Origin of the sequence: Tahibacter amnicola, from assembly GCF_025398735.1 — a bacterium.
GTDB lineage: Bacteria > Pseudomonadota > Gammaproteobacteria > Xanthomonadales > Rhodanobacteraceae > Tahibacter > Tahibacter amnicola.
This window is the reverse complement of the sequence record NZ_CP104694.1, coordinates 3,717,049-3,732,959: the sequence shown is the minus strand read 5'-3', so window position 1 is coordinate 3,732,959 and position 15,911 is coordinate 3,717,049. Positions and strand designations below refer to the sequence as shown.

Annotated in this window: 13 protein-coding genes and 1 pseudogene; 11 read left to right on the top strand and 3 right to left on the bottom strand. The window is 59.2% G+C overall.

The genetic code is table 11. The features are described from left to right. The first annotated feature begins 4 nt into the window (after positions 1-4). Positions 5-1,528: an RNA-directed DNA polymerase gene (locus tag N4264_RS14840; RefSeq protein WP_261693017.1), complete on the top strand. Its 1,524-nt coding sequence runs from the start codon at positions 5-7 to the stop codon at positions 1,526-1,528. Between the two features lie 625 nt (positions 1,529-2,153). After that, positions 2,154-3,230, top strand: coding sequence for an IS5 family transposase (locus N4264_RS14835; protein ID WP_261692907.1), 1,077 nt, complete (start codon positions 2,154-2,156; stop codon positions 3,228-3,230). Between the two features lie 1,188 nt (positions 3,231-4,418). Here N4264_RS14835 and N4264_RS14830 read toward each other — a convergent pair. Continuing rightward, positions 4,419-5,132 carry a hypothetical protein gene (locus N4264_RS14830; RefSeq protein ID WP_261693016.1) on the bottom strand — a complete coding sequence of 238 codons (714 nt, stop codon included), beginning with the start codon at positions 5,130-5,132 and terminating at the stop codon, positions 4,419-4,421. Between the two features lie 391 nt (positions 5,133-5,523). Between N4264_RS14830 and N4264_RS14825 the strand changes: the two genes are divergently transcribed. From N4264_RS14825 to N4264_RS25835, 5 genes are all read left to right on the top strand, one after another. Next, entirely contained in the window at positions 5,524-5,778 is a 255-nt protein-coding gene (locus tag N4264_RS14825; protein ID WP_261693015.1) for a type II toxin-antitoxin system RelB family anti-toxin, read from the top strand. A gap of 409 nt (positions 5,779-6,187) precedes the next feature. Then, the gene (gene tnpA, locus N4264_RS14820) at positions 6,188-6,511 is read left to right on the top strand and encodes an IS66 family insertion sequence element accessory protein TnpA (protein ID WP_261692850.1); all 324 of its coding nucleotides are present in this window, start codon (positions 6,188-6,190) and stop codon (positions 6,509-6,511) included. Then, positions 6,511-6,897: an IS66 family insertion sequence element accessory protein TnpB gene (gene tnpB, locus N4264_RS14815; RefSeq protein WP_261692849.1), complete on the top strand. Its 387-nt coding sequence runs from the start codon at positions 6,511-6,513 to the stop codon at positions 6,895-6,897. Before tnpA ends, tnpB begins: the two co-directional genes overlap by 1 nt. 2 nt (positions 6,898-6,899) lie before the next feature. Further along, positions 6,900-8,507, top strand: a complete 1,608-nt coding sequence (tnpC, locus tag N4264_RS14810; RefSeq protein WP_261692848.1) for an IS66 family transposase — start codon at positions 6,900-6,902, stop codon at positions 8,505-8,507. 41 nt (positions 8,508-8,548) lie between these two features. Continuing rightward, the gene (locus tag N4264_RS25835; protein ID WP_425508275.1) at positions 8,549-9,148 is read left to right on the top strand and encodes an SLC13 family permease; all 600 of its coding nucleotides are present in this window, start codon (positions 8,549-8,551) and stop codon (positions 9,146-9,148) included. Here the strand turns inward: N4264_RS25835 and N4264_RS25830 are convergent. Continuing rightward, positions 9,038-9,811 (bottom strand): annotated as a pseudogene (locus N4264_RS25830) (Tn3 family transposase); the annotation flags it as partial. The gene N4264_RS25835 and the pseudogene N4264_RS25830 sit on opposite strands and share 111 nt — an antisense overlap. Positions 9,812-9,996: 185 nt before the next feature. Continuing rightward, entirely contained in the window at positions 9,997-13,095 is a 3,099-nt protein-coding gene (locus N4264_RS14800; RefSeq protein ID WP_261693014.1) for a TrlF family AAA-like ATPase, read from the bottom strand. A 223-nt stretch (positions 13,096-13,318) separates the two neighbouring features. Between N4264_RS14800 and N4264_RS14795 the strand changes: the two genes are divergently transcribed. The 4 genes from N4264_RS14795 (at position 13,319) to N4264_RS14780 (ending at position 15,874) form a co-directional block, all read left to right on the top strand. Beyond that, entirely contained in the window at positions 13,319-14,365 is a 1,047-nt protein-coding gene (locus N4264_RS14795; protein WP_261693013.1) for a DNA-binding protein, read from the top strand. A gap of 129 nt (positions 14,366-14,494) precedes the next feature. Beyond that, entirely contained in the window at positions 14,495-14,830 is a 336-nt protein-coding gene (locus N4264_RS14790) for a helix-turn-helix domain-containing protein (RefSeq protein WP_261693012.1), read from the top strand. A gap of 2 nt (positions 14,831-14,832) precedes the next feature. Further along, the gene (locus tag N4264_RS14785; RefSeq protein ID WP_261693011.1) at positions 14,833-15,552 is read left to right on the top strand and encodes an ImmA/IrrE family metallo-endopeptidase; all 720 of its coding nucleotides are present in this window, start codon (positions 14,833-14,835) and stop codon (positions 15,550-15,552) included. Between the two features lie 109 nt (positions 15,553-15,661). Continuing rightward, the gene (locus N4264_RS14780) at positions 15,662-15,874 is read left to right on the top strand and encodes a hypothetical protein (RefSeq protein ID WP_261693010.1); all 213 of its coding nucleotides are present in this window, start codon (positions 15,662-15,664) and stop codon (positions 15,872-15,874) included. Positions 15,875-15,911: the final 37 nt, after the last annotated feature.

The window sequence follows — 15,911 nt, the reverse complement described above, 5'->3', positions numbered from 1 at the left end:
ATCTATGACTATTCTCACTGAACAATCGCTGGAGTTCGCTCGAGAGCACATCGAGAAGTTCTACGACTCCGATTTTTTTCCGAAGCCGCCCGAATTTTTGGCCCTGTGGCACCAATGGAGCGATGTGAAGAAAGAGTTGATGTCAAAGAACGTACCGAAGCTCTGGGTCACCTCTCCTCGCGCTATGACAATTGCTAAGCCGAAAGCAGGCTTTCGGGTCGTGCACCAGCTGGAACCGCTGGACTCGCTGGTCTATTCAGCCCTAGCGTGTCATGTGGCTGAAGGTGTCGAAGCAGCACGGATGCCGCCGGAACTACACGTTGCGTGCTCGTACCGCTTTCAGATCGCGGACGGCAGCTACTTCGCAGGTGGCTCGGGCTGGACTAACTTTACTAGCAAGACCGAGGAGCTCGCCACGAAGTTCTCGCACATCTTAGTCACAGACATCACCGACTTCTACAATCAGATTTATCTCCATCGACTGAATAACGGAATTGAGGCAGCAGACCCAGCTCTCAAGCCGACCGCAGACGACATCGAGACGTTCCTGTCAATGCTGAACGAAAAGGCTTCTCAAGGGGTTCCTGTAGGTCCGGCCGCTAGCATTGTTATGGCAGAAGCGGTGCTGATCGACGTGGACACCTTCTTGCGTGACCAGGGCGTCCCTCATACCCGGTATGTAGATGATTTTCGCGTCTTCTCCAACTCACCGCGTGAGTTGCAGCAGGTTCTGGAACGGCTCACCCTATATCTGTATCAGAACCATAGACTGACTCTCTCTTCTGATAAGACGCTAGTTATGAAGGCGAAAACCTATGTCAAGGAGTACTTGCATAGCACGTACACCGAAGAGAAGATCAAGCTTCTCGAGACCTTAGAGGTTTTTAACCCGTACACCGACGAGATCGAACAAATTCAGATCGAAATTGACGACGACGCGGAAATTCAGAAGGCACAACTGCAAGCTGCGATCGAAAAGGTTCTCGCTTACGAACACCTAGACTTGGGACTGGCGCGCAGCGTAATTCGCACGGCCAGACGGCACAAGATATCTGCTATCGCTGAACACCTGCTACAAAATTTCGAATTCTTCATTCCAGTGGTTAACGACGTCGCACTTTATCTTCAGGAGGTGACCGACGTAGAACTTGCGAAAAGTCTTCTTCCGCATCTTGAGTCTATTGTTGACTTTGGAACACTTGACAGTCAGCTGGTTCGCTTCTGGATGGAATGGCATGTCGCTCAGCAAGCTACATATATGGGGGCGCCCAAGCTTCATGGCCTTGTCTTTGGCGGATCTAATATCGAGAACCAAGCACTTGCGGCCATAACAACAAAAAACATTGCTTGGGTGAGGAATCACAAAGCAGGTGTTTACAACCTTGGGGGCTGGGCCCGCCGTGCGATATTGAATGCATCTAGAGTCTTGCCGAGCGACGAGCGCGAGCACTGGCTCAAACTATTCATCAACAACTCACCTGTCATTTTGGATAGATGGGTGGCGAAATGGGTGCTTGAGACGGCGTGATGGAACATCCTTTTGCCACCGAATTGCGACGGGCGAATTAAGGCGGCGTCAACGAGTAGACGACGAGCCTGGCAAGCCAACTATCCCGACACTCAAGAGGACAACAGCCAGGCGCTGGCGCACGCGAAGCTGTTTTTGTCACACGCCTTGCGCCAGGGCAATCGGGGAACACCGCATCGCTGAAGTCGCGCTCTGAACAGCCCCGGGAATCTCGGAGGTTCGTTGGTGTGAGTCACTCCGTCCTCTTCGGACAAACCCTGGCGATGAGAGTCCCTGGATGCCGATCTCGCCAGACGGTTCACAACGCGGGCGAGCCTAAGCATCGTCGCGCGGGGTGGCGTGGGTTGCCGCCTCAGGCGCCAACTGGAACGGCATTTCGGTCTGCACGCCGGGCGAGAGGGCTGGCATCGAGCATGCCACGCCGCCTTGGCGCGGTGAACACGTGTTCAAAGTAGACGGGGCGATTCAGCGTTCAAGGTGGCCAACGGCACTACGTGGCATATCATTGCGTTTTCTACTACGCCGTCATGGCAACAACGCTGGTTGACAGGACACTAGCAGGCTGTTGAGAAAGCCCCATTCAGTGCAAAATGCAGCATTCCGCCATTGACTGAAGCCACTCAGCATGCGAACACCGGACGTTCAGCAACTCGGATTGTTCTCCTACGTATCGGTCGAGGCACGCGTTCCGCCGGATCATCCCATTCGTCAGTTGCGGGAATTGGTTGACGGAATCTTGGCAAATATGGACGAACTATTCGAGTCGCGTTATGCCAGGATCGGGCGGCCGTCCATTCCGCCGGAACGGTTGCTTCGTGCATCGCTGTTGCAGGTCGTGTACAGCGTACGCAGCGAGCGACTGCTGATGGAACAGCTGGACTACAACCTTCTGTTTCGCTGGTTTGTTGGCCTGAATATCGACGATCGAGTATGGGACCATTCCACCTTCTCGTTCAATCGAGATCGGTTGTTCGATGAAGAGATCGCCCAACGATTTTTCGATCACACCGTGTTGGTGGCGCAGCTCAAACAGCTGGTGAGTAACGAGCACTTTTCGGTGGACGGAACACTGTTGGAGGCTTGGGCCTCTCACAAGAGCTTTCGCCCGAAGGACGGCGACGGTAGCGATGACAGCGGAAACTTTCACGGTCAAAAGCGCAGTAACGAAACACACGAATCTACGACGGATCCCGACGCACGCTTGATGCGCAAAGGTGCTGGCAAGGAAGCCAAGCTGTGCTACCAAGCCAGCACATTGATGGAGAACCGGAACGGTCTGCTGGTGGGAGTTGATGTACGCCATGCGACTGGGACATCCGAGCGAGAAAGCGGCCTGTTGCTGGTCGACGAAATGCTCCTGGGCGCCGGATGCACATTGGGTGCAGACAAAGCCTATGACACTCATGCTTTCGTAGCCGCGTTGAAGGAGCGTGGTATCAAGCCTCACGTTGCCCAGAACAATAGCCACCGTCGAAGTGCAGTTGACGGACGCACCGCATCAAGCAAGGGATACGCGATCAGCCAGCGGGTTCGAAAGAAGATCGAGCAAGGATTTGGTTGGGTCAAGACCATCGGTGAACTTCGAAAGCTGACTCGCGTGGGACTTCCGGCTGTGCGCGCATGGGTTACTTGGACATTCGCCGCCTACAACTTGATCCGCATCGGTGGCATCCAAGGATGGTGGAATCCTTCGCCGACGTAGCTCGCAAGTCCCACACTATCGATCAGCTACTGCACCACGAACGAACACTTGGCCAGCTTGATCTGGGCGGAAATTGGGTTTTCTCAACGGCCTGCTAGAGAAAAATCAGGAAGGTGTGCGCAGTTCGGATTTCTTCTGTCCAGCGGAACACGTTTGCTGTGCGTGTTTCCGAAATGATTTCGCCGCAACTTCAATCACACGATTGAAAATACCTAAGTTGGCGCACAACACAATTAGCTTGCTAGCTGGCGACACAGTACCGCGAAGATCGATGATCGGGAACCGCCAGGGTGAGAAGTTCGAGTCGAACTAAATACCGTAGGCGAATTTCGGCGGTTGGGCGATCCGGCAAAACGAGCATGTGCATACCTGGCTCACAGTCTCGCCGTAGCACGCGATCCGGCCACTGGACGAGCGCAAAGTACCAAACGTCGGAAACGCACAAAAAGGGCGACCAAGGAGGGAGCGAAGCGTATAACGAACCGTCGGCGCATAGAATGCTGGCCAGGAGAAACTGGAAGACGAGTTGAATGCACTGTCACGTCCGGACAAGGCCTCCCACCACGCAGAGACAACGGATTGAGGAAGAGGCGGGTGACGGCCGGCCCCCTACGTACTTCGACTCCTGCAACGAGTCGATCCCCGGCTCCGCGACAGGGGGGCTTGTGTTCCGTCAGCGTTGGGAGCTGTTCGACTTGTGATGGTGGATGAGCGAACCAGGTCGACTGCTACCGGGCGCTGGTCACGCAGGCATGTAAGCCGCTAGTGAACGAGCAACGACAGGAATGCCATGGTGAACGGATGGCTATTTGCCTGCATATATATATTATGTCAAATACGATGACAGAATAGAGTCCGCTTGCGACGAATGGTCCTGCGTCCGGTGTTCCTGGCGGGCATGCGGCTTCCGCGATTCCGGAAGGCCCCCACTACCGACCTGCACCTCTGGCGAGCGAATCCAACGAATCCAAGTAGGTCACCAGTGCCCACGCGTTTCCGAGGCGAACAAGCTCAGCGGGCGTACGTCCATGCAGTTCCGGAATGGGCTCACGCTCGTACCAGTCCATGATGTCTGGTCGATTGGGCAGGCGATGCGTCGCCACCTTGATTACCCACCGGGCCTCGCCGGCGAAGGGATCCGGGAGCTTGCTCACCATCCGGGGGCTCCCGCCAACACCGCGCTGACCATCAACGGCGACCGGCCTTGACGTGGTGCCGCAGGGGAAATGGCGCGTGTGCCAATTTCGACTCCACGGCGGCAAACACCGGATTCACGGCCTTTTCATCGAGCAGGTAGCGGGCAACGGCTTCGGCGGCGACATTTGCCAGTTGCAAAGGCAAGGGATCCGCGGGCTCTTCCCAGAAACGTAGTTGAAGATCGCGAATCCAGGTGGCGTCAGGCAGACGCGTTCGCGCGCGAACGTATTCCCCCATTGCCTGCTGCTCACTTCTGGTTCCGGGATTTGCAGTCACCAGAACCGTGCAAGGCTGGCGACCGGGCGTGCGGGCAACCTGATCGTAGGCCAGCAGGCTGTTGGCCAGCGCCTGCCAGGCGATCGTAGGACCGACTCCCGGCTCGCCACCTTCCGACACTCGTTCGCGCAGCACGACAATCGCGATCTCAACGGGGGTGCGCGCCACCAAGGCGGCAACCGAGCTCTCCTCGGCCGTCGTGCTCCAGAAAGGCTCCGCCAACTGCGGCGCACGCTCTTTCAGCCATGAGGTGCCGGAACTGGAATGCGGCGGAGTCCCCCGCTCTGCGCGAACGGCGCTCCACGCCTGGCTGAGGGTATGCCAGGCGGTTGCGATCACGGGCCAGCACAACGCCTGGACATGGATCTTTTCCCCGTTCGCGGCACGGGCATGCGCTGTGCCCGCGAACGCCATGCGATCCAGCGCCAACGGTTCAACGGATTCTGATCGCACCGGTGGCTGGGCAACTGGCCCTCGCGGCCGTCGGGAAAGAGCGTCGCGCTTGATCGGTAAAGTCATTCCGGTGCCTCGTGGTCGCCTTCGGGGTCGCGCTTCGCTACCAGCGCTCACCTGCGCCAGCACCACGATGTCATGACCATAAGAAATGATGCGCCATACATTCTAGTCGATGTTTAATACATCATTCCAGCGTAATCATTTTCGGAAGCCGGCGCCGTCAGGGTGGCAATTTCTGCCCAACTTCAGGATCATCCCGCGCTCGCTTCCGCCCAGGCACTACCTCGCCCACCTCGATGTACAGCGCCCTTCCTAAATCACTGCAGGTATCCGGCCGTCCAACGGGCGCAGCAGGGACGTCGCCATGATTACCGCCGCGCAACTTCGCGCTGCGCGCGCCTTGGCAGGTATGGACCAAAAGACGTTGGCCGAAAAAGCGGGCGTGTCATTGCCGACCATTCAGCGGATGGAGGCCAGCCCCGGCAACGTCCGCGGCGTGGTAGACACGCTTGCCAAGATCATCGCCGCTTTGGATACCGCAGGCATCGAATTGATCGGCGAAAACATGCCCAGCCAGGGCTCGGGGCGTGGTGTACGCCTCAAGGCACCCTCACAGTAGGTCTGCGGAAGCAAGGGAACTGGTGCCTGTCGCGATGGTGCGGCTCGGACGGCAGCGAGAATGCCGCAACAGCGCCACCAGGGGCTGTGCCCACCAGCACTCGCCAGTAGAGCAACCTCGGGCCTGGCACGCCAGGGTCAAAGTTATTACAGATCAATTAGTTAAGAATAGTTTTGAAACAAGTACGCGAGTAATGTCCGGCTGCAGACGGACTCGTCTCACGATGCCAGCACAGAGCCGATATGATCGCCGCTTTACGCGAACGGGGTCGGCGCCCGATCAGTGAGGTTCGTGCCACGCCTGGATCATTGGGCGGTAAGCGTTAACTCCCCGGCGTCCTTCCCCTCTCGCGCGAAGCCCCGAAAATGGGCGCCGACACGACGGGTGTCGAGACGAGTGGAGATGAGGTATGGCGAGCAAGGCGGCAGGTATTCGGATTCGACGCAGCGAATCGCAGTGGCGAGAGGTGTTGTCGCGATTGGAGCGCAGCGATCTTTCGGTCGCGGCGTTCTGCGAGCGCGAAGGGATCAGTGCGGCCAGTGTGTATCGGTGGCGTGGCTTGCTGGTCGATTCGCGTTTGGCGCCGGCGGCTTCATCGCGTAAGTCGCCTTTCGTGGATTTGGGTGTGGTAGGTGCCAGTGCCGCATCGTCGCCGATTTCGGGAGCGAGTCTTCGCACGGAGATCCGGCTGGATCTGGGCGGTGGCCTGGTGATTCACGTGGTGCGCGGCTGATGTTCTTTCCGGAAGGCCAGATCCGCGTGCAGCTGTATGGCCATCCGGCGGACATGCGCAAGTCGTTCGACGGATTGAGCGCTTTGGTGCGTTCCGATCTGCGCTGTGATCCGCTGAGCGGACAGCTGTTCGTCTTCGTGAACCGGCGTGGTACGCAGACGAAAGTGCTGTACTTCGACCGCAGCGGTTGGTGCGTGTGGAGCAAGCGGTTGGAGCGCGGTTGTTTCATCCGTGATTGGCGCAAGGTGCGATCGCGCGAGATGGACTGGACGGCGTTGAAGCTGTTGCTTGAAGGGATCGATGTAGCGAATACGTCTAGGCGCAAACGCTACGTTTTGCAGCGCGGGAATGCCGATACATCGTGTACACAATCGCGTACGCTATGACCATGAAACGTCCTTCGCCAGCAGCGACATTGACACTGTCTGAAGCGGCTCAAATGAGCCCGCAGCAGGTGGTCGATCTGGCTGGCACACTGACGAATCGGATCGACACGCTGGCGAACGAATTGGACTGGCTCAAGCGCCAGATATTTGGCCAGAAAAGTGAGCGCCGTTTGATCGACAACCCGGCGCAGATGGCGCTTGATGCGATGCTGATCGATCCGGCAAAGATTGCGTCATTGCCGGCGTCGTCACAGGTTGTGCCTGCCCATGTTCGGAGCAAACCGCGTACCGATGCGGCGCAGAGCGAGAGCGTACCGTTCTTCGACGAATCACGTGTACCGATGTATACGGTGGTCGTCACCACACCGCGGATGGATGCGCTCGCGCCGGATGCGTATGAGCACATCGGCGACAAAGAGAGCTTCCGGGTGGCGCAGCAGCCGGCCAGCTTTGTGGTGATCAAATACGTGCGGCCGGTGTACAAGCAACGCGATACGGGTGAACTGTTGTGCGCGCCCGCGCCTTCCGGCGTGCTCGAGGGCAGCCGCGCCGATGTGAGCTTTTGCGCGGGCCTCTTGGTCAACAAATTCCGCTACCACCTGCCGTTCTATCGCCAACACCAGCAACTGGGCGATGCCGGCATTACCGTGAGCCGCCCTTGGCTCAACCAGCTCAGTCAGCAGATCTGTGCGTTGCTGTATCCGATCTATGAGGCGCAGCTGACCTCGATCCGCGACAGTCGCGTGATCGCGATGGACGAGACGCCGATCAAGGCCGGACAGGCCGGCAAGGGCAAGATGAAAACCGGCTACTTCTGGCCGGTATACGGCGACAAGGACGAGGTGTGCTTCCCATTCGCCACTACACGAGCGCACACCGTGGTCGCCCAAACGCTGGGTCTGCATCAGCGCGACAACGCCGTGCTGGTGTCCGACGGCTACGCCGCCTATGCGCGCTACGCGCAGCAAACCGGCGTCACGCATGCCCAATGCTGGGCGCACTGCCGTCGTGAGTTCTTTGACGCGCAGAGCAGCGACCCCGAGGGCACCGCACAAGCGCTGGAGCTGATCGGCGCGCTCTACGAAATCGAGCAAGACATACGCGATCGAAATCTTGCCGCCGAAGACAAACAGAACTTCCGCGCCACGCACAGCAAACCCCGGATCGAGTGGTTCTTTGACTGGGTCGAACAACAACGACGACGACCAGACCTATTACCCAGCAATCCCTTCACCAAGGCACTCAGTTATGCCTGGGAACGGCGTGTCGCGCTGTCGGTCTACCTGACCGATCCCGATGTACCGATCGACACCAATCATCTCGAACGCAGCTTGCGGCCCATCCCCATGGGACGCCGCAATTGGCTCTTCTGTTGGACAGAGCTGGGCGCCAAGCACGTCGGCATCGTGCAGAGCCTGATCGTTACCTGCCAGCTACACGGCATCGATCCTTACACCTACCTCGTCGACGTCCTACAGCGCGTCGGCCAACATCCCGCTTCACGCGTTCATGAGCTCACGCCCAGACTTTGGAAACAGCACTTCGCTGACGCCCCGCTTCGATCCATCCTCTACACGCTGCAGCGGGAAGGTGGCAAGTACGTCCGGTAGTTAACGGTTACATTGGGCGCGCAGGAATCGGGATAGAAACGATGGAAGTTTGGTGGGTCTGTGGAATCACCGTCGTTGCTATCGCGCTGTTCATCAGCGAACGATGGCCGGCGGAAATCGTGGCGCTGCTGGTCCTCGGGGCACTCGTCACAGTGGGCTTGGTCACGCCCAAGGAAAGCCTGAGCGGATTTGCGAATCCAGCCACGATCACGGTCGCGGCAATGTTCGTGGTAAGCGCCGCACTGCGCGAGACGGGCGCATTGGATGGTTTGGCGCGGCTGCTGGCCCTGGTGGGCGTCAATGGCCCTGCCCTCCTGCTGACCATGATTGCGCTGGTCGCCACGGTATCCGCCTTCATCAACAATACGGCGGCGGTGGCGGTCTTTCTTCCGGTTGTACTCACGGTAGCGCACCAACGCCACATTCCCACCTCGAAGCTGCTGATCCCATTGTCTTATGCGAGCCAATTCGGTGGCGTGTGCACCTTGATCGGCACTTCCACCAACTTGCTGGTCAATTCCGTCACCAAGAACGCGGGCCTGCCGAGCATCGGCTTGTTTGTGGCTGAACAGCGCGATGTAGGTATCGGAGACGTGGTGGTACGCGATGCCGCCGTAGCCGCCATAGCGGATGTGGTATGACGCGAGCAGGTTCTGGTCGTACAGGTCGTACTTGGTGCCGTCGGCGGCCGCCGACTTGCCATCGCCCCAGAACTTCGGCAGCTGCAGGCCGGCATAGCTGTTGATGATGTCGCGGCACGCCGCGGCGAGTTTGTTCGCGTCGACGTGCCGGCGGTTGACGAACGAGAGCATGTGCGAAGAAATCGCGCCGCGGAAATGGCGTGCAGCCTGGGCTGGCCCGAGGTTGCAGCCGTAGGTGAACGTGGTGGCCACGTACCGTGCGGTCGGCTGGTCGATCTTTGCATCGGAACCCGACAGCGGCCCGAAATGCCGACTCCATCCCGTCCAATGCGCGGTGTCGCACAGCACCTCGATGACGCTGCGCTCGCGCATGCGATCGAGGATCACCGTTTCCAAGGCGCGGGCGCTGCTGGTGGCGTCCTTGGCTTTGGTGCGCTTGAGTACCGGAATGCCGTCTTCGTCGATGACGACCTGGCCGTTTTCGAGGTAGCCCGCGTCGGTCAGCTCGGCCGTCTTCGACAACCGCAGATGCAGGGCGTTGACGAACTCGGTCGCGGTCGCCGGCAAACCCAGCTGGCGGCAATAGTCCGGCAGCAACGGCTCGCACTCGCTCCATGGCAGCAGCTGGTCGCGGTAGTCCGCGGCGAGCTGTTCGCGACCACGTGCAATCTCTCACCGGCCGATAGCGTGCGTTACAAAGAAGCATTGGAGCGCCTCGTGCAACACAAAGAGATTTCCGTGGTTTCGCCGGACGGTGCTCGTCGCCTGAAAGCCTCGACGATCGGTGACAAGGACCAGTTGCTCCCGGCTACTCAGCGATCATTCTTGGGCTTTTGAACGTCCGCGCATCACAAATACTTGATGCGCCGATTGTCGAAAGCAGGCTTGGTTCCCTCGAGTACGTCGACGACGTGACGATTGGTCGCCGGGTTCTCGATCGATCCCGCGGCGTAAGAAATACGAGATCGCGTTTTGCGATCGAAGTTGGACCAGATGATCTGCTCGGCGTCGCACACCACCGCAAGGTTCGGATTGTGCGTCGCCATGATGATTTGCCGGCGCTTCTTGGCCTGCGTAAGCACAGGAACCAGGAGGCTGACGACGGTTTCGTTGTCGAGGTTCTCCTCTGGCTGATCGAGAATGATGGGATTCCTACCCTTGTCGACGAGAAGGTAGAAAATGAGGAGCAATGCCCCACGCTGCCCAGGCGATAGTTGTTCGATCTGCGTGTCTTGAAATAGCAGCGAGTAACGCGGCTCAAGGAAGGACATTCCGTACACCAGGTCGTAGACCTCGCTCGCCGTCTTGTCTTTTCTGAGCAACGGGGCAATGCCAATGACCGCCTTGCCCCCACTGCTGGTCGCGGCCGAGGCTATTTTTCCGCTCAGCTGATCTGCAAACGCCAATGCCTCCTCGCGCTTATTGAAGTCCAGCGGCTCGGCAAGCCTTCGTACGGCGTTGAAGCTGTCGTCCTCGCCACGGAACTCGCCAACAGTCTGCTTGATGAGCGTGAACAAGCTCGTTGCGAATGCATCGATCGATCCAGCCAAGGTCGCTCGAAACTGCAATTTGTAGTCGTCCCTGATCAGACTGTTGTTCTGGATGAGATCCTGCACGGGTTTGAAAAGCTCTTCACGAGCACGGCGCTGGGCATCTAACGTATCGAAGATCTCGCCGGCGATCTCGGCGCGGCGTGCTCGATGTTGCTCAAGCAGGCCTGGCAATTCGTCAATCTGGGCGATACGTGCCTCAAGACCCTTGAACGTGTCCGGTGCGTCGGCCGTACCCGTCAATTCCGTCTGCTTCGCCGTCCAGTTTTCGATCGATTTGAGATGGTTCTGATAGAGAAGCTGGGGCTCGTTGAGTTTGGCTTTCAATTCACCCTGTTTCGCGACCAGCTCACTCCTACGTTGCGTCACCGTCGCCGTCGACGCCTTGAGTCCTTCCTGCTCACTGGCGACCGCAGCCGCGCACTCGTTGAGGGGTTGGTTGGTGGTAGTGAAAGAGGCGATCTGGGCAACCTTCAAGCCCAAGGTTGCGAGATCTCTGGCCGTGTCCTCAACAAATTGCCCATAGGTGCGCTCGATCAGGCGCAGCTGTTCGCGCACGTTCTGAATCGCTTTCAGTTTCGAAGCAATGGCCGATGACGCCGTAGAGTCGCTGAGTCGTTGCTGATCTAGCTGCTGCAGTTCCTGCGCGATGGCATCCAGTGCGCTGGACACCTGCTGTTGCTCGGGTGTCAGCTGATCGTCCGGTTTGGGCAGATCAGGCGGGCGAAGCTTTTGGTGCTCATCGATCTGTCGTTGCTTTAGGGCTAGCTGCTCCTCCAGCGACCGCTTTACGTCGGGCTGAAGCTGCTCCTCATAGGTTGCGATTTCCTGATTGATTCGGCGCAGGTCCTTGCGAAACTCGTTGAGCTGCTGGCGGACGGTCTTTTCCTGCTGTTCGATGAGCTGGTCGAAGTCGAGTGCGCCGAGTCGGATGGCCTCATCCGCGTGGGAAAAAATGACAGATCGCAGCTCGTTCTCAAAGGCGTCAGAGCGCCCACTGACATGGGCGTTGCAGAGCTCTTCAAAATGCCCTTGCGGGATGTACCTAACCAGCTCGACCTTTTCTGACGACGGATCGCTATTCAGGTTACGAGACTCGTTGCTTCCATCCAGCCAGTTAATCTTCGCGACGAAGTGCTTTGCCGGATCGCCGGATTTTCCACGGAACCGGTTGCGGGTAAGAAAGGTGAAATGGCTCGATTGGCGAGAATTGCCCAGCAGAGCGAGCACATCCGTCAACGCGCTCTTGCCGCTGCCCTTGTTTCCGATAATGGCGACCAAGTCCGTATTCAGTGGCAGCTTCGTTCCCGTCAACCAATCGCCGCTCGGATTCGACGTGGGTTCTTTTTCAACCTCGATGGACTCGATGAAGTAGTGTTTGTTCGCGGCTACTTCGGCCAGTTTTGGCGGTAGTTCCTGGCCAATATGGGAGCGTTTGGCAGGCTCCATGATTGCCTGCTGCAGACCACGAAACGTAGGGTCCGCCTTGATCCATGTGGCCTTTCCGGATGGAAAATCGCCATACCCTCGGCGGTCGTTGTCCCCTGGCGTCCCAACGAAGCAATGGGCGTCGCTGCCGGCGACCACAAGACGCGGAACCCGCTGCAATCCCTGCTGAAAATCGTCGATATATTTCGCGTTGCCCGGTGTCGGTTCGTTGACGAACGCGCCACGAATGTCGAGGTTCCGCGATTCGAAAATGGGTGAACTCCGGACCAGCCCGAGAAAGTAGGCGTAGTGTTCTTGCCACTTCACCTCTTTCAATCCGTCGCTGGTGTCATACGGCATGTACCCAATGGCCTGGTCGTTCGGCACTCGAGCGATAGCGTCCTGGTAGCTTTCGCAGGTCAGTTCGGCGATTTCGGCGCCCGCAAGATAGGCCTTGGCATCGTCGGCATCGACCTCGGCCTTCTTGTGTCCGTGAAGAAGAAGCTTCGGCTCGCCGATGTGGTTGCGTGCAAGGTCAACAAGGGCCGCGTCGGATAGGGGGCGATTGACCAGGCTGAGTTTAAGGCGGGATTGAAAGTCACGTAGGGTCTGATCATCGACGTGATCGGAGAACAGGACGTGCGCGTTGAGGCGCACTTTCGTCGGAGCCGCCAGGCGCAGCTCAATGCCGGGAAACACCGTCTTGGTGAGCGGAGGAGCGTCGGCGTCTTTGAGGCGGTTCCGCAACGCGAACCAGCCGTCGAAGGTCCAGTAGTCCATCAGCGCGAACACCGCCGGCGTGGCTGCGTTCAAGGCTGCGATCATTTCGTCGACGAGCGGCTTGTTGGCGTCCGATAGCGGATCGCCCTGAAACTTCTTCCCGCGCCAGTGAAAGGAGGCGGGAGTGTGAACGTGCAGATCCCACTGCCGCCATTCCGAGCCGCGCTCGTAGGTCGTTTCGTCAGCCATGGTGTCCCCCTTGTTCCAAATGATACTGCTGGTCGGAACGTCGGAGGGAACCCGGTATTTCATACGGTTTCCCGGTGCTCGTGGCGGTGCGGGCCGCCTAACGCGGGATAACCTCTCATTATCCTGTGTTAAGTGTCTGCCCAATTCTGCTGAACTTGTCGCCTTGAGTATTACGTAATTACGTGGTATGTAATGCAGTACGAAATACACTGAGGATGATGCGATGGCACGCGGCGGCGTCTACAAGACCGAAGTCGAGAAGGCGCGCAATGCGCTGCTGGCCCAGGGCAAGCACCCCTCCGTGGATGCGCTACGCGTGGCACTCGGCAACACCGGTTCCAAAACCACGATCCACCGGTACCTCAAAGAGCTCGAGGCGGAGGACGCGAAGGGCGTCGGCGGGAAATATCCGATTAGCGATACTTTGGCGGATCTCGTGAGCCGCCTGGCCGGCCAGCTCAATGCCGAGGCTGATGCTCGAATCGCCGAAGTCCAGGCGCGCTGCGAAGCCCAGCTGCGCGATAGCGCGGCCGCGCTGGAACAAGCCCGCCAGGAAACCACCACGCTGACCGCCCAACTGCGCCGTGCCGAGGAGACGCTGCAGACCGTCCAGGCCGAGCACGAGGCTACCCAGACCGGCCTAGCCGACGCGATCGCCACGGTGCGGCAGCTCGAAGAGCGTGTTGCCGGCGTAACCGCACGCCTGGCCGAGCGCGACACGCACGTGCAGTCCCTGGAGCAGAAGCACACGCACGCCCGCGAGGCGCTGGAGCACTACCGGACCGCCGTAAAAGAACAACGCGACCAGGAGCAGCGACGCCATGAGCACCAGGTGCAGCAGCTGCAGGTGGAGCTGCGCGAAGCGCGCGACAGCCTCACCGGCAAGAACCAGGAACTGCTGCAGCTTAACCGCGACAATGTCCGCCTGACCGAACACGGCGGGCAGCACGACCGCGAAGCACGCGACCTCCGAGCGCAGGTGCGCCGGCTCGACGAGGAAGTCCAGGCGCTCAGGCCCGTTGCTCGGGAGCGGGACGCCCTGCAGCTGCGCTGCGCGCAGGAGCAGGTTGCTGGCGACGGCTTGCGCATCGACGCGGCGGCCATGCGAAAGGCGCTGGAAACCGAACAGGCGGCACGCCGGGCTGCCGAAACAACCGCCACCCAGGCCACCAGCCGTCTCGATGCGCTGGAAAAAGTGCTCGCCCAACTCGGCCCGCTGAGTCAGCTTGTCGCGACGTCGGCACCAGTGACAACAGGGATTGATCCCTGATGTAGCTGCGGCCGGGATTGTGCGCCACCTCGCGGACCGTCGAAAACATCGCGATCTACTGTACGACTAATTGCACTTCCAGAATCCGCGTATCAGCGGATATGCTTTCTCACCAAGACCGAGGACACCATGGCCACCGATACCTTCGGAACCGCGATCGCTGCCGCCCGGCGCGCCAAGGGACTCAGCCAGAAGGAACTTGCCGAGCGGGTGAAGCTCGCCGATGACACCGGCAATGTGAAGTCGATTTCCCCCCAATATCTCAACGACATCGAGCACGACCGCCGCAGCCCGTCCTCGGCCCAGCTCGTGACCCAGTTTTCGCGTGTCCTCGATCTCAACGCGGATTACCTCGCGTTCCTCGCCGACCGCTGGCCGGATAGCCTGCGACGTCAAATCAAATCGGAAGAGGATTTCACCACGCTGGTGACCGCATTCCGGAAGCAGGCGGCCAAAGCGCGCTAGGCGTGAAACTCATCCCCGATCCTACCGGCCGATTCGCCCAGCGCCCGTTCTACGAGCCGGGCGAACTCGACATGGAGTGTGAGAAGGTGATGTCGACCTTCCTGCGTTCCCTGTATGGCAAGGTCGAATATCCCGTCCTCACCGACGACTTGACCAAGCTGATTGAGCGTCACGTCGACGATTTCGATTCCTACGCCGACCTTGCGACCCGGTACGGGGAAGGTGTCGAGGGTGTAACGGAGTTTCGCCCGGGCAAGAAGCCCATCGTCCGGATCCACGAGATCCTGGCCACCGACGAATTCCGTGAGAACCGGCTGCGCACGACGCTGACGCATGAGCTGGGGCACGTGCTCTTCCATGCGTGGCTCTTCGATCAGCGATCGGCGCCTTCGCTGTTTCCGACGAAGCCTCGCCCCGACGATGTGCAGGTGTGCAAGCGCGACACCTTGCTCAACGCCCCGCAAGTGGATTGGATGGAATGGCAGGCAGGCCACGCCTGCGGCGCTTTCTTGATGCCAGGATCGCGCGTGAAGAAGGTGGCGCAGGAGGTGGCCGCACGCGCTCCGCCGCCGTCGCTCGAACCCCTTGTGCCTGATTCCGACTACGGTCGTGCGCTCATCATCACGTTATGTGAGCGATTCCATGTGTCCCGTGATGCCGCCCAGGTGCGTGCGCACCGCCTGGGCCTTTTGTCGCATATCAATCTGAATCTCACGTTCTGAGACCGGCTCCCGGTAGGGTTGCATTGGGACCGATAGAAGAGTAGCGTTCACCGGCAATCCGCTAATCTGCGGATTTGTGGTAACGAAACTTTGCCATGAGGGCACGACGATGACGAAGCACTATCCGAAGGGCCTCGATAACCGCATGCGCGACGAAGATGGCCAGATTCGCAAGAAGCGCAGCGACACGCTCGTCGGAACATTGCGTGAAACCTACGGCGAAGACTTCGCCAAAGGCTACCGCTCCGACGCGGAGTTGGGAACGGTGTTGAAACGCGAGGGCGTGGACTCGCTGGATCAGCTGTTGAAGCGCGGAACCTAGAACGAATTCACGTCCGCTGTCGCACCACGTCCGCCCT

Excerpts from the sequence above, each read along its gene's own strand:
- N4264_RS14825 (WP_261693015.1), top strand. The coding sequence starts at position 5,524 with ATGATTACCGCCGCGCAACTTCGCGCTGCGCGCGCCTTGGCAGGTATG.
- tnpC (WP_261692848.1), top strand. The coding sequence starts at position 6,900 with ATGAAACGTCCTTCGCCAGCAGCGACATTGACACTGTCTGAAGCGGCT.
- tnpB (WP_261692849.1), top strand. The coding sequence starts at position 6,511 with ATGTTCTTTCCGGAAGGCCAGATCCGCGTGCAGCTGTATGGCCATCCG.
- N4264_RS14835 (WP_261692907.1), top strand. The coding sequence starts at position 2,154 with ATGCGAACACCGGACGTTCAGCAACTCGGATTGTTCTCCTACGTATCG.
- N4264_RS25835 (WP_425508275.1), top strand. The coding sequence starts at position 8,549 with ATGGAAGTTTGGTGGGTCTGTGGAATCACCGTCGTTGCTATCGCGCTG.
- N4264_RS14795 (WP_261693013.1), top strand. The coding sequence starts at position 13,319 with ATGGCACGCGGCGGCGTCTACAAGACCGAAGTCGAGAAGGCGCGCAAT.
- N4264_RS14800 (WP_261693014.1), bottom strand. The coding sequence starts at position 13,095 with ATGGCTGACGAAACGACCTACGAGCGCGGCTCGGAATGGCGGCAGTGG.
- N4264_RS14790 (WP_261693012.1), top strand. The coding sequence starts at position 14,495 with ATGGCCACCGATACCTTCGGAACCGCGATCGCTGCCGCCCGGCGCGCC.
- tnpA (WP_261692850.1), top strand. The coding sequence starts at position 6,188 with ATGGCGAGCAAGGCGGCAGGTATTCGGATTCGACGCAGCGAATCGCAG.
- N4264_RS14780 (WP_261693010.1), top strand. The coding sequence starts at position 15,662 with ATGACGAAGCACTATCCGAAGGGCCTCGATAACCGCATGCGCGACGAA.
- N4264_RS14840 (WP_261693017.1), top strand. The coding sequence starts at position 5 with ATGACTATTCTCACTGAACAATCGCTGGAGTTCGCTCGAGAGCACATC.